At 35.7% G+C, this 13,491-nt stretch carries 15 protein-coding genes; all 15 read left to right on the top strand.

Annotated elements, in window-relative coordinates; translation table 11 throughout:
• Positions 1-9: 9 nt before the first annotated feature.
• The 15 genes from MUO15_RS05095 to egtD all read left to right on the top strand — a co-directional run bounded on the left by MUO15_RS05095 (position 10) and on the right by egtD (position 13,448).
• Positions 10-174 carry a hypothetical protein gene (locus MUO15_RS05095; RefSeq protein WP_245034028.1) on the top strand — a complete coding sequence of 55 codons (165 nt, stop codon included), beginning with the start codon at positions 10-12 and terminating at the stop codon, positions 172-174.
• Positions 175-438: 264 nt separating this feature from the next.
• Positions 439-1,161: a class I SAM-dependent methyltransferase gene (locus MUO15_RS05090; RefSeq protein ID WP_245034026.1), complete on the top strand. Its 723-nt coding sequence runs from the start codon at positions 439-441 to the stop codon at positions 1,159-1,161.
• Between the two features lie 156 nt (positions 1,162-1,317).
• Complete coding sequence (locus tag MUO15_RS05085; protein ID WP_245034024.1) at positions 1,318-1,770, top strand: GNAT family N-acetyltransferase; 453 nt, start codon at positions 1,318-1,320, stop codon at positions 1,768-1,770.
• A gap of 275 nt (positions 1,771-2,045) precedes the next feature.
• Positions 2,046-2,795 carry an NAD-dependent epimerase/dehydratase family protein gene (locus tag MUO15_RS05080; protein ID WP_245034022.1) on the top strand — a complete coding sequence of 250 codons (750 nt, stop codon included), beginning with the start codon at positions 2,046-2,048 and terminating at the stop codon, positions 2,793-2,795.
• A gap of 360 nt (positions 2,796-3,155) precedes the next feature.
• A complete protein-coding gene (locus MUO15_RS05075) occupies positions 3,156-4,424 on the top strand; it encodes an amidohydrolase family protein (RefSeq protein WP_245034020.1) in 1,269 nt (422 codons plus the stop codon).
• A gap of 151 nt (positions 4,425-4,575) precedes the next feature.
• A complete protein-coding gene (locus MUO15_RS05070) occupies positions 4,576-5,619 on the top strand; it encodes a DUF2332 domain-containing protein (protein WP_245034018.1) in 1,044 nt (347 codons plus the stop codon).
• 810 nt (positions 5,620-6,429) lie between these two features.
• A complete protein-coding gene (locus MUO15_RS05065; protein WP_245034016.1) occupies positions 6,430-6,747 on the top strand; it encodes a PadR family transcriptional regulator in 318 nt (105 codons plus the stop codon).
• A complete protein-coding gene (locus tag MUO15_RS05060; RefSeq protein WP_245034014.1) occupies positions 6,734-7,303 on the top strand; it encodes a DUF2812 domain-containing protein in 570 nt (189 codons plus the stop codon). Before MUO15_RS05065 ends, MUO15_RS05060 begins: the two co-directional genes overlap by 14 nt.
• Positions 7,304-7,911: 608 nt before the next feature.
• Entirely contained in the window at positions 7,912-8,079 is a 168-nt protein-coding gene (locus tag MUO15_RS05055) for a hypothetical protein (protein WP_245034012.1), read from the top strand.
• Entirely contained in the window at positions 8,054-8,998 is a 945-nt protein-coding gene (locus MUO15_RS05050; protein WP_245034010.1) for a phosphotransferase, read from the top strand. Before MUO15_RS05055 ends, MUO15_RS05050 begins: the two co-directional genes overlap by 26 nt.
• Before the next feature lie 575 nt (positions 8,999-9,573).
• Entirely contained in the window at positions 9,574-10,167 is a 594-nt protein-coding gene (locus MUO15_RS05045) for a GNAT family N-acetyltransferase (RefSeq protein ID WP_245034008.1), read from the top strand.
• 125 nt (positions 10,168-10,292) lie between these two features.
• Positions 10,293-10,676 carry a VOC family protein gene (locus MUO15_RS05040; RefSeq protein WP_245034006.1) on the top strand — a complete coding sequence of 128 codons (384 nt, stop codon included), beginning with the start codon at positions 10,293-10,295 and terminating at the stop codon, positions 10,674-10,676.
• A 551-nt stretch (positions 10,677-11,227) separates the two neighbouring features.
• Positions 11,228-11,854 (top strand): DinB family protein, encoded by a 627-nt coding sequence (locus MUO15_RS21860; protein ID WP_318036194.1) that lies wholly within the window; start codon positions 11,228-11,230, stop codon positions 11,852-11,854.
• Positions 11,785-12,477, top strand: a complete 693-nt coding sequence (locus MUO15_RS21855) for an SUMF1/EgtB/PvdO family nonheme iron enzyme (RefSeq protein WP_318036193.1) — start codon at positions 11,785-11,787, stop codon at positions 12,475-12,477. Before MUO15_RS21860 ends, MUO15_RS21855 begins: the two co-directional genes overlap by 70 nt.
• Positions 12,474-13,448, top strand: a complete 975-nt coding sequence (egtD, locus tag MUO15_RS05030) for an L-histidine N(alpha)-methyltransferase (protein WP_245034004.1) — start codon at positions 12,474-12,476, stop codon at positions 13,446-13,448. Before MUO15_RS21855 ends, egtD begins: the two co-directional genes overlap by 4 nt.
• The last annotated feature ends 43 nt before the right edge of the window (positions 13,449-13,491 follow it).

Raw genomic sequence — 13,491 nt, 5'->3', positions numbered from 1 at the left:
ATTACTATTTTGGCTAAAGTTTTAGCTTCAGTAATGATGGTGATTAATGTACTTTTTATATTTGCATTAGCTAATAATAATATAGCGAGTCTATGCTTTTTGGCTTTAACAGCTATTTCTGTCTTTTATCTGTTTTATGAAAAAGACAGTAAAACAAGTAATAATGGTGTTTGATCTACTACATTAATCTTCCGTTATACAAGCCAATAGGAATTCCTTGCTTAGTAAAGCAACGGCGCGTTTTTCTTTATGGAGAAGGAGTGTAAGCAAACTGGACGGTTTGATAATAATTTTAACTTATTCTGGATTTTATATGGTAAATTTAGGGGGTAGGTACGGAAATTAATATGGATAAATATAAAATTATTTTATTTGACTTAGATGGCACACTTTCGGATCAGAAAATGGGCATTGACCAACGTTAAGGGGGAAGATTAAATGACAAATTCTACAAGGGACATTTATAACAAGTTAGCCAATACATATAAAAACGATGTTGATAAGGGGAGCCCTTACAATGCTTATTATGAGCGCCCAGCTATGATGGCGGCTTTGCCCCCAACATTAAAAGGGAAAAAGGTGCTTGATGCTGGTTGTTCAGCGGGGTGGTATTCTTCTCAATTATTACACCAGGGAGCAGAAGTGACTGGTATAGATGTAAGTCCTGATATGGTGGAAATAGCGAGACAGCGTTTAAGTGAGGCAGCATTCCTTTGTCATGACCTTCAAGAAACTTTGCCGTTTGAAGACGATTCTTTTGACATAATAGTAAGCTCCCTTACGCTTCATTATCTAAAAGATTGGATGAAAACGCTTTTCGAATTTAGTCGTATTCTGAAAGCTGGCGGAACCCTTTTGTTTTCTGTTCATCATCCATTTATGGATTATACGAGGTATCATTGTGAGGATTACTTTAAAACTCAACTTTTGACGGAAACCTGGAACAAACCAAATATTAATGTTGATGTCAGCTTTTACAGAAGATCTCTGCAAGATATGATAAATGATACGACACATAGTTTCAATCTAGTTAAGCTAATAGAACCCCAACCACAAGAAAGGATGAGGGACGTGGATGAAAAGTCATTTCAATACCTAATGACTAACCCTCATTTCCTTATAATAAAAGCTACATCAAATAAAATTGAGGGTACAATTTAAGATAAGGGTTTCTTAATAGGAGTTTGATGCTCATCTAAAAAAGAAGGAAAGCAGAACAGGGAATGGCTATGTATGTTCTTTAGATTATCTCGATATCAAATTTTCTGGATAATGGCGTTTTTCCTTAACATCTGTTAACTAATTTTGGAGGTAGATATGGAAGGATATAATCTGAAAAAGATTGAAAACCTATTTCAATACGATATAACTTATTTGGTGAACGAAAGTACAGAAGAGGGGTTTCAATTTCTTGAAAGGTTAGTTAATGATTATAAAATTGGCACTAACACATTCAAAGCCCCGGGGGAATCTTTATATGGGGTATTTAATAACGATGGTGCACTCATTGCTATTGGTGGTCTTAACATAGACCCGTATTTACACGAACAAAAGATAGGTCGATTGAGAAGATTTTACGTTTCTAGAGCTTATAGAAGAAATGGAATTGGAACAGTCTTGTTGAAAGAGATAATCAGAAATGCGAAATTATTTTACAAAGTTTTAGTACTTCATACAGATACAGAGCAAGCCGATAAGTTTTATACTTCACTTGGATTTTTAAGAAAAAATACATATCCGAAATCTACCCATTTTATGAACTTGAAATAGCGAAATAAAACTATATTCGATTAAAGAGAACCTATATAGAAAATCTGTAGAGACTGATCATCGTCTTTAATTATCTGGCACAATCTTAGAGTAAGAATTGCGCTCTTTATTGATCTATAGGCGATTTATTTTAATAAGAGAAGGTTATTTTCACTACGGACTCGAAGAAATTATTGGAAGAAGAATTTCGCCCTAATGTGTAGCAAAAAGTTTGATAATCCATAAAGATGGGAGAGCTTTATTATTAAAATACTTATAATAGGCGGACACAATTTTTGGGTCGATTCTTAGTTGATTATGCATTACAGAAGAACCATGAAGTCACATTATTCAATAGAGGAAAAACAAACCCAGCATTATTTAATAATATAGAAACAATAATTGGGGATAGAGAAAATGATGATGACTTGGAACAACTAAAAAATAGAGAATGGGATGTAGTTATTGATACTTGTGGGTTTACACCGCAAACTGTATCCAAAACACTAGAAATACTTAACAATAAGGTCGAACAATATATTTATATCTCTAGCGCTTCTATTTATAAAAACCTTATAAGTGAAGATAACATCGATGAAAATGGAGAGGCATCAACTTTAACCAGTGAAGAGTTGGAAAGAGTAACTAAAGGTAAATCAGGAAGGATTGAGGGTGGCTATTACGGTGCTTTGAAATATTTAAGTGAATCTGTAGTTTCTAAGGGAATGGAAAACCGTTGGCTGATTGTTCGCCCGGGTTTAATTGTAGGTCCTCATGATCCAACAGATCGGTTTACTTACTGGCCTTATCGGACTTCACTGGGTGGCCATATAATAGCACCGGATATTCGATCAAAAAAAGTACAATTTATTGATGTAAGAGACTTAGCTAAATGGGTTATAGTAATGGCGGAGGGAAACAAAACAAGTGTATACAATGTAAATGGGCCAAAAAACAAAATTACCATGGAAGAATTCCAGGTGAGTGCAAGAAGGCTTTTAACAATGATTCAGAATTTGTTTGGGTATCAGAGGAGGCTCTCTTAGAAAATAATATAAAACCATGGATTGAATTACCTTTATGGATTCCGACCAAACAAGAGTTTGGGTTAGATAGTAACAAGGCTATAGAAGATGGTTTAACCTTTAGACATGTTAAAGAGACAATAAGAGATACATATAACTGGGACAAAACACGCGTGATAAAAGACAGAAAAGCTGGTTTAGACCAAAAACGGGAAAATGAGATATTAAATAAATTATCTTAACAATAAGTTAGAGTAGTATCTAGATTGTGAAACTAGTAGGAATTTGTTAAAGGCTGTCAAAGTAGTTATTATACTGGATTTTTTAAATAAATAAGTAATTCTGTAAAGAACTAATATAAAGGGAGTTAGGAGCAATTAAATGAGGCTAAAAAATGTAACGTTTTTAAATAGTGATATGAGATTGGAAACACGGGATCTATCCATAGAGGACGGAAAAATCAGTTTTGATTTTAATAGAGACAATAAAGAAAATTCTATAAACTGTGAGGATTATCTTGTAATCCCTGGTTTAATCAATGCTCATTTTCATAGTTACTCACCTCTTACTAAAGGATTAACTAAAGAAATGGCAATTCAAGATTGGTGCAATGATTCGGAACAAGGGAAAATACAACAATTGTTCTTTGATTATTTGGATAACGAAGTTGCTAAAGAGGATTTTGTTTATGTTGCTCAAAAGAGTTATATTGACATGGTTAAAAATGGAGTGACCTTTGTGAGCGACTCTGACCCTGGAGATTCACCAGAGCTACTGAGTCATGCAATTAACGAAATTGGAATTCGAGGAATTATCGATACTTATGAGGAAATTGAAGATTACCATAGCAAAACGAATGGTAATGTATTATTTGGAACTCATTTGTTAGAGGAAGAAGACATCACGAATGAAGAACTACGTAATTTGCAAGGTGTTAAGGATAAATATAATCCCATAATGATGACTCATTGTTTAGAGAATCAGTGGAGATTCAATATTGTAAACTCCAAATATGGCAAGTCGAGCGTCGAGTTATACAATGAAGGAAATCTTTTGGACGAAAACGCTGTACTTTTTCACGGCGTATTTATGTCGGGAAAAGATATGGAGTTGATAGCAAAGAATGGGAGCTCTGTTGTTCACTGTCCTATTTCAAATCTAAATACTGGCGCTGGTCTAGCAGATGTTAATGGAATGCATGAAAAGGGTATAAACGTTTGTTTGGGTACTGATTACGCTCACACTAACATGTGGGAATTAATGAGATTAACCTATTACTTACTAAAAATAAATAATTCTATTGATAAGTTCTCTGCCGAGGATATTTTTAGAATGGCAACCATAAACGGAGCAAGAGCTTATCAGTTAGAAGAAGATATAGGTGAAATAAAAGAGGGTCACAAAGCAGACCTAGTTTTTATCAAAAAAGATTCATCCTTAAATCCATTGATTGCCGAAGAGAACTTTTCAACTTATCTCCACAATGTCCTGTTTTATAGTGAAGAGTATTTCGTCCAAAATGTAATGGTTGACGGGGAATGGATAATGAAGGAAAGGAAATTGATGACAGTTAATGAAGAAAAGATAGAGAATAAATACAATAAAATTCTTAAGGGCTTCTCAACTTACCTAGAAGAGCATTCTCGTTAAACTAATACCAGCTAATACCAGCTAATATAAGCTTATCATGGAAAAAGCGCTTCCCTTGAATAAGGGATAAGTGTTGATCCTTCTTAAAAGGACCATATTCTTGAATAAAAAAAGTTATAAATGATAGCGTTAACAATACGAGGGGAGAAATATGAATACTAAATCGGTAGCTGAAAGGTTTGAGAACTTCGCCGTTTTAGAATGTGAAGGTTCAAGTGAGCTTTATAAAAACTTGTCCTTACAAATCGCTAAGGATAATGAATTATTGAATCTGTGTTTACATGCTAGAGAAGGTCAACCTATTCCAAATTTACTCTTTGGAGCTGTTCATTATTTACTGCTCCAAGGTACAGATCATGAATTGAAAGAATTCTATCCAAGTGTAGTGAATGAGGTGAAAAGGGGTTATAACGCTTTCCCATTATTTAAAGATTTTTGCATTGAAAACACCAAAAACATAAAGTTAATCCTAGAAAACAAGCTTGTCCAAACAAATGAAGTACGACGATGTGCTTATCTGTATCCGGTATTTTGTTACATATACCAGCAAACCAATAAGCCTCTCTTCCTCATAGAAATCGGTACCAGTGCGGGGCTGCAGTTATTATGGGACCATTATTCTTACTCCTATGAGAGTAATAAACTATATGGGAATAAAAATTCTTCTGTTCATTTAACCTCTAAAATACGTGAAGGAGATATATCTCACAATTTATTGTCCCTAACCCCTCCAGTAAATGATCGGTTAGGCATAGACCTACATATTAGCGATCTTACCAATGAAGAAGATTATTTATGGTTAAAAGCACTTATATGGCCAGAACATAAAGAGAGACTAAAACATTTTGAAGATTCAGTTAAGCAATTAAGGTTAAATCCTCCAAATCTAATGAAAGGAGATGGAGTAGCTTTACTTTCGGAAGTAGTAGAGGATATTCCTGCTGATAATACAATTTGCATCTTTCATACCCATGTAGCTAATCAGATGTCAAAGAGTGTTAAAAACGAATTAATTCAAATAGTCAGTGAAATAGGCAGCTGTAGAGATATCTTCCATATTTACAATAATATTGATGATAGAAAGCTTCATGTTGATTCAATTATAAACGGAAAGGTAAAGCATAAAACGGTTGGTGAGACGGATGGACATGGAAGATGGTTTGATTGGAATTTATCTGCAGAGGTCCTTACTTAATATTATTTAACAACTTGGCGCTTATCTGGAGCAAAAAAATGGGGTGAATAAGTGCTGAAATATTTTTGGTTCTTTTTATATATGGTAATTGGTTTATCGGTTTTGAACTTTCTTTTTTCTCCACTTAGTCAAGGGGTATTAGACATAATTGGTCTTTCATTTATGACTAATTTGAATTATTAAAATAAGATTCTAAAAGAAATCGATCAAACATGAGGGTTTTGACCTATTATACCTGAACAATCTTACCCAATAGGGCACTTTTCTTGAAAAAAGAGGGCTATTTGTGGCTTTGAAATAAAGTTTGATAGAGTTGATAAGCTCGATTGTGACAATTCAACAATACGATCGGGTCATATTATTGAGTAATACATTGTGAGAAATGACGAAAATATGGTTCTTCTCAAAGCTAAGACCTGATATTTGAGAATCCTAGCTAGTTATTTAAGAATCCTCTCATGTTATTTAAGAATCTCTGTGGAAATACCCTACTAAAATAAAAGAGCGCGCCCTTGCCCGCCCCAGTTTATGGAAGGTTTTTGCTTATTCCATCACAAGGGCGCATTTCCTGAATAAGGATTTGCTTCATTTCTTATGAACGGGCCATTTAATTGAATAAAATTAACACAAAAAGTCGATTTCCTGCGTAATGGAAATCGACTTTTTTGGATTAAACTTTTGCTTTGTTATTAAGTTTTTATTTTAAGTTCCTTCGATTAATCTTTAAAAATGCTGTTGACTATTCAGTTGAACTGTATTACATTTTTATAAAGTCAGACTATATAGTTGAACTGATTAGAGGGTGAGAACATGAAACATAAATTATTGCCATTGTCTGAAACCATGCATTACATTTTATTGGCGTTACGTGAACCACTTCATGGCTATGCCGTAATGCAGAAGATAGAAAAAATAAGTAATGGTACTGTTAGTTTAGCGGCTGGTACATTATACGGTGCAATTGAAAACTTGAATAAGCATGGTTGGATTGAACCTGTTGGAAGTTCGGGACGGAGAAAAATTTATATGATAACTGCGGAAGGAAGCGCCATTTTGAAAATGGAACAAGAAAGGCTATCGCATATTTTATCCTTGTACGGAAGGGATGATTCAAATGAAGATGTTTAACATGTTTTTTGATATTGAAAAAGAAGAGCAATGGCTGAATGAGCAATTACAAGAGGGCTATCGCTGTACAAATATTAGTGGATTAGGAATATACACTTTCAAAAAAACGGACAAAAGATATGTTATGCGACTTGATTATCAAGATTATTTACCAAAGAAAAAATTCAAGGAATACGAAGCGATATATGAAGATTTTGGTTGGAGCCACATAGAGGGGCACCGGCTGGGTGGAAGACAGTATTGGCAAAAAGAAGAAGATGATCAAAATGAAATCTTCTCGGACCGTCAATCAGAGGGTATTTATTATAGAAGATTAATGGGTTATTCATTTTGGTTGGGTGTACTGTGTTTGTTTTTTTCTTATTCGATTTACAAGGATTCGGGATTATATTTAACTGAAGGTCTTTGGAGTATGGAAGGGGCATTATTTTGGAAAGCGCTTATATTTGAAACACCATTTGTTCTTTTGAGGTCGCTTCCCGCATTTATGGTTGTTTTATTTGGCAGCAGTCTCTACAGGGCTTATCGGAAGTATTCAGTGTTAAAAGAAAAATAATATGCTAGGGATTTAAGTATGAACTTTTTTAATCCAAAGAAGTAATTGAGGATAATGTATCTACCACGACGGGCCATATTGTGGAATAACTCATTGTTATGGAAAACGAAGATTTGGAATAAAGTTTTAAGTCTCAGAATAGAAAATCGTCCTTATGTAGTAGATGAATTATGTATTCATGTTGGCACTATATATACTTTTTGTGCCTAGTGGAACAGTTTTCTTCAGGAGGTATTTGGTAATGGGTGTCTCCCTGTCATTTTTAGTTGGTGCTATTTCATCAATTTATTATTACAGAAAACAGTTCAGCTAAAGATTGTAAGTGAATAGCATAGATTTTATAGATAGAATCTTCCGTAAACGAGGCGCAAATCTTAAATAAGACTTGCGCTCTTTCTTTTTATGAAAAAGGCCATAATGGAGTAAAGGAGTATAAGCAAACTGGACGGTTTAATAATAATTTTAACTTATTCTGGGTTTTATATGGTAAAATTAAGGAGGTATGTGCGGAATTTAATATAGACAAATAGAAATTATTTTATTTGACTTGGATGGCACACTTTCAGATCCGAAAATAAGCATTGACCAACGTTAAGGGGGAGGATTAAATGACAAATTCTACAAGGGACATTTTTACTAAAATGGAGATGACTGAGCAGCAATGTGAAGGTTATTGCTTTTCATCTTGGGAAGATTACGAGGAAAACGTTTTGGTGGGTGGTAATACTATACATAAATGGGTGGCTGGAAATGAAATATTTAAAGAAACGAATTAGTGAAAATTGGTGGGAATTATTAGACCACGAAATGATGAATGGTGTACATGCGGGGTGCATTAGTAGAATAACAGTACTGGATGAATGTAATAACAAAAGGAAGTTAGTATATAAAGAGTTTGCTGCTGATCGAAATAATGAAGTGGGGATATATAATAAACTCTTCCCCTATGTGGAAGCCTTCTTCCGTATTAATCAGGTTTGGAACTCAAATCCAGCAGCTATCCTAATGGAAGACCTTGGAGTTCCATTAAAAGAGAATTTTGAAGGATTGTCAAGCAACGATAAAAGATATTTATTAACAAAAATTCTTGATAAACTATCCGATTTACATACAATTAGTACCTTAGACATAACCGGTCTTTACTTACCAAAACATACCTTATCAACTGAGTGGCAGGATTGGTGCTGTAGCCAATTAGACAGGTTATGTGCACTAAACTTAAATTGGACGGAATCTAGTTGGAGCGAAACAGTAAAGAAGGCTTATAAATTACTTGGGATATATGATTATGAAGTTAGTGGTCCTTTAGTTTTAACACATGGTGACCCACATTTAGAGAATACATTCGAGTATGATGGATCTATTTTTCTAATTGATTGGGAGTGGACAGCACTAGCCTCACCTTTAAGAGACTTAACTATTCTGCTCCAAGACATATATGATTTGGATTTTATACTTTTCGTTAAAAAGTTATATAGAAAGTTATTAACTGAAAAAGGGTTGTATATTGATGAAGGAAAGTATAGAAAAGATTTTAATTATTTGTATATAGATCATACTTCAATGATGCTTGCTTGGGAGATTGAAAAGTATATTCTAGGGTATATTTCAGAAAAGAAAATAAAAGAAATTGTAGAGTTTAAAATGAGAGAGATAAAAGGGACCACTAAAGAACAGAAGTCCTTATTGAGCTGAAGAGAGCTTTAATGGTATAAGAGAAAGAACTTCCATACCTATTTCTTTGATTTTCAGCATTGATCTTAGGCAATATTCACGGAGCAGATATTGAAAGATTAGAAAAGAATCAAGGGAAGAAACTAGTTCAAAAGGTAGCACACACTTATGTAAAAGAATGTCTGAAACATGGCTTCATTTCCGTACTGGGACTGTATGCAAGTCAATACCCCTTCGCAATAGCAGAAAGTATTCGATTCACAAATATATTTAACTATACTGGTTATGGTTTCCCTTTCGACTAATCTTGTTTGATACAAGAGAATTGAGAAGGGCGCAAAAAAAAAGGGGTGGCAGTATAAAAGGGAAACTATAAAGGAATTTAATTCTATGAAGCTTAGGGATTTACTAGAGACCCGGAGAGGAAATACATCTGATGAGGATTATGTTTCCTTACAATTCGCAAGAGAAATTTAATCTCTCCCAGCTTATTCAATCTATGTATTTGCTAATTCATAGACCTTTATATGTAAAAAAATACTTAGATTCTTATTTCGGATATGGCTATATGGAAAGCACTTGGGGGTCTTACAATTATGAACTTCAATGAAAGTCTTATAAATTTAAAAGAGTTTAGAACACCACGGCTACTTTTAAGACAATTAAAATACGGTGACTTAGGTGACGTCTACGATTTCTGTTCGAATCTTAATGTGGCACGCCCAATGACATGGGAGACGAATAAGACAAAAGAAGATACGTTAAAATTCTTGGATGAAGTAATAACCGGTTATAAAACGGGTATCTCAGGAGAATGGGCAATTGAAATGAAAAAGACGGGAAAAGTAGTTGGTGTAGTAGCATTCATAAACTGGAGTAACAAGCACCGCTGTATAGAGATAGGTTACTTTCTTGCAGAAGATTATTGGGGCCAAGGGATAGCAACCGAATCTTTAAAGGAGTTAATACAGTATGGATTTCATGATCTTAGTGCAAATCGAATTGAAGGTCGATGTGACACGGATAATATAGGATCTCAAAAAGTTCTGAGCAAAATTGGAATGACTTTTGAGGGAACGCTTAGAAAAAATGAACTTATTAAAGGCGAGTTCAGAGATACTCAAATATTTTCTCTCTTAAGTACAGATTATAATGAGCGCTCTAACTTGCTAAAAGGATGGATAGAGTAATTTAATAAAAAAACAAGTAACAAAATCGGAACAGGACTTCTGAAGAATGTATGGGTGGTTTTGCTTGCAGCCAGATTGTTAGCAGGGCACCATACGTAGCAAATATCAAAGGAGGCAATAATAGTATGAAAATCATTGTTACCAGTATATTCGTACAAGATCAAGACAAGGCACTGGAGTTTTATTCAGAAACCCTGGGCTTTTTAAAAAAGCAGGACGTTCCCGCCGGAGAATTTAGGTGGATAACGCTAGTTTCTCCCGATGATCAAGACGGTACCGAACTTTTGCTCGAACCGAATAACCATCCGGTAGCCAAAGAGTATCAAAAGAAGATATTTGCCGATGACATCCCGGCAACAATGTTTGGAGTTGCAGATGTTCGCAAAGAGTACAAACGATTAATGGAACACGGCGTGAAGTTTACTATGGAGCCAACAGAAATGGGCGAAGTCACAATAGCTGTCTTTGACGATACATGCGGAAACCTTATTCAGATAGCGCAGAAGTAACAGACGGTTAATGAGCATTGTTGAATTAAGGTTATTCCATTATACGATAGGGCGCATGTGAAGTAAGAAGTATCACAACCTTAGAAGGAAGTGGAAGGCGAAACAACTAGAAATTAATATTGCAAATCAGTTTAGTCAAGAAAGAACGAAACGTTTAGGAGCTGTTTCAAAAGGGTCACCCCTTTGAAACAGCTTCTTTTTTTGTCACATGTAAATGATATTTGCCCTGTTATCATTCTAAACATCTTGTTAAAGGCTGACCAGCAAATAGGTAATGAAATGCTCATGATATTTTATACAGTGTTAATCTTAATTTGAAATTTGTAAGCGAGCTATTACAACTGTTCTGAATTTGTGATTGTTACGTTGAAATTTGGGGTATGAGATATTTATAGACATAATCATGGGGGAGTCGAGTCACAATGAATAGTTTTTAGTGCTTTATTAAAAGCAATGCCTAAATCGCCTCCTAAAGGGGTGTTCTCCCAAGACACTTGGGAATAGAAAATCACTGTGATCCCAATTGATCAACCTAAAAAGGAGAGATAACTTTGCAATTAACTGAAGATATAGAAATACAGGAGGAATATCAATCAATCAGAACTTATAGTGAAAGGTTAGTTTCAAATTTGGAAACAGAAGATTTCATCGTCCAGGCGGCCACCCATGTTAGTCCTACGAAGTGGCATTTGGCTCACACAACATGGTTTTTCGAAAAATTTATTTTGGAAGCCTATGTTCCTGGATATCAATATTATAATTCTGAGTTCCTCTACCTGTTTAACTCTTATTATGAAACCGTTGGGACACCTCATCCTCAGGCAAAACGAGGGCTTATCACACGTCCAACGGTTAAGGAAACGATGGATTATCGTAAATATGTCGATACCCATATGGAGCATTTGTTATCGGAGAAGGGAAATGAAGATCAAATCGGGAAGCTTGTTGAGATCGGTTTACAGCATGAACAACAGCATCAAGAACTGATTTTAATGGATATAAAGTATAACTTTTCATTTAATCCTCTTTACCCCGTGTTTCAGGAAGGTTCCAATGAATGTTCTTCCCACACCCCGGAGCTTGTGTTTCACGAAATAGAAGGGGCCTCGTGGAGGTTGGTCATGAGGGGGCTGGATTTGCTTTTGATAATGAAGGTCCTCGGCATAAAACTTATTTAGCCCCTTACCAGTTAGCGAATCGCCCGGTAACGAACGGAGAATTCATCGAGTTTATCAATGACCAAGGGTATGAAACACCAGACTATTGGTTGTCTGATGGTTGGCAGAAAGTGAAGGAGGAACAGTGGGGACACCCGCAATACTGGATGAAAAAGGATGAAGAGTGGTACACCTATACATTAAGTGGTTTGCAGGTCGTCGATCCACGAGCTCCTGTCACTCATGTGAGTTTTTATGAGGCGGATGCCTATGCGCGTTGGGCTGGCAGGCGTTTACCTACAGAGCAAGAATGGGAGCACGCGGTGAAGGATCAATCAACGGATGGACATTTCATGGAAGATGGTCACTTCCAACCACACTCTCACTACTCGAATAAATCCTTTGATAAGGCCTACGGTGATGTATGGGAATGGACGCAAAGCCCTTATGTTCCCTATCCAAGAAGTAAACCTTTGGAGGGTGCACTAGGGGAGTATAATGCCAAGTTTATGGCCAATCAATTCGTTCTAAAAGGCGGTTCATGTGTAACCCCCCGGTCCCATATCCGTCTGACTTACCGGAATTTTTTCTATCCACATATGAGGTGGCAATTTAGTGGGTTTCGATTGGCGGATGATGTATGAACTCAATAACTTATGCAAAGCAGATAGCCCATCACAACACAGAATTCGAAACGTTTAAAACAGAAATTTTGAAAGGGCTAACGAGGGAAAGGAAGTATATTTCCTCTAAATTTCTTTATGATAAAAAGGGCTCTCAACTGTTCGAAAAAATAACCGAACTTCCTGAATATTATCAGACAAGGACCGAAGCAACAATCTTATCAGGCAATATTGAATGGTTGAAAGATTCCTTTCAAAAAACGACGGCTTTAATCGAATTGGGTAGCGGAAGTAGTACAAAAACAAGAATTCTTTTAGAAAACATTCCTGGTATTCAAGCCTACGTACCAATTGATATTTCTCCCGAGATGCTGTCGAATACAGTGGACCAATTAAAGAAGAGCTTTCCAAATATTCAAGTGACAGGGGTAAGTGCAGATTATACTGAAGCCTTCTCACTTCCTGATTTGGATGCGGATGCTGAACAAAAGGTCGTCTTTTTTCCAGGTTCAACAATCGGTAATTTTGAACCAGAAGAGGCGATCCGTTTCTTGCAGAGCATCCGAGCTTTACTTGGAACTGGTGATCGAATGATTTTAGGAGTAGACAGAAAAAAAGATATCGATACGTTAGAAGCGGCCTACAATGATCAGGCAGGCATAACGGCAGCCTTTAACAAAAACGTGTTAACCCGGATCAAGCGTGAACTGGAAACAGATCTCGATATCCAGGCGTTTTCACATTATTCTTTTTATAATTCAACCGCAGGCCGTATCGAGATGCACTTAAGAAGTAAAAAGGACCAAACGATATCAATCGAAGGAGAATCCATCACCTTTAAAAAGGGGGAAACGATTCATACCGAAAATTCTTACAAGTATTCTGAAGCAGAAATAGAGACGCTAAGTAGGAAGAGTAGTTTTACGTTGATGACAACATTGTCAGATGCCGATCGTCAGTTTAGTGTTTGTATACTGGAGGCTTCGGATTAACAAATGAAGATTCATCTGCTGTATGTTAACCCTGTACTATAGT

The organism is Halobacillus amylolyticus (genome assembly GCF_022921115.1).
Taxonomy (GTDB): domain Bacteria; phylum Bacillota; class Bacilli; order Bacillales; family Halobacillaceae; genus Halobacillus_A; species Halobacillus_A amylolyticus.
Note: the sequence above shows the minus strand (reverse complement) of the source record. Positions and strands in the feature narration are given on the sequence as shown.

Coding starts and splice junctions, on each gene's coding strand:
- MUO15_RS05055 (WP_245034012.1), top strand. CDS start 7,912: ATGACAAATTCTACAAGGGACATTTTTACTAAAATGGAGATGACTGAG.
- MUO15_RS05070 (WP_245034018.1), top strand. CDS start 4,576: ATGAATACTAAATCGGTAGCTGAAAGGTTTGAGAACTTCGCCGTTTTA.
- egtD (WP_245034004.1), top strand. CDS start 12,474: ATGAACTCAATAACTTATGCAAAGCAGATAGCCCATCACAACACAGAA.
- MUO15_RS05065 (WP_245034016.1), top strand. CDS start 6,430: ATGAAACATAAATTATTGCCATTGTCTGAAACCATGCATTACATTTTA.
- MUO15_RS05050 (WP_245034010.1), top strand. CDS start 8,054: ATGAAATATTTAAAGAAACGAATTAGTGAAAATTGGTGGGAATTATTA.
- MUO15_RS05040 (WP_245034006.1), top strand. CDS start 10,293: ATGAAAATCATTGTTACCAGTATATTCGTACAAGATCAAGACAAGGCA.
- MUO15_RS05060 (WP_245034014.1), top strand. CDS start 6,734: ATGAAGATGTTTAACATGTTTTTTGATATTGAAAAAGAAGAGCAATGG.
- MUO15_RS05090 (WP_245034026.1), top strand. CDS start 439: ATGACAAATTCTACAAGGGACATTTATAACAAGTTAGCCAATACATAT.
- MUO15_RS05085 (WP_245034024.1), top strand. CDS start 1,318: ATGGAAGGATATAATCTGAAAAAGATTGAAAACCTATTTCAATACGAT.
- MUO15_RS05075 (WP_245034020.1), top strand. CDS start 3,156: ATGAGGCTAAAAAATGTAACGTTTTTAAATAGTGATATGAGATTGGAA.
- MUO15_RS05045 (WP_245034008.1), top strand. CDS start 9,574: ATGAACTTCAATGAAAGTCTTATAAATTTAAAAGAGTTTAGAACACCA.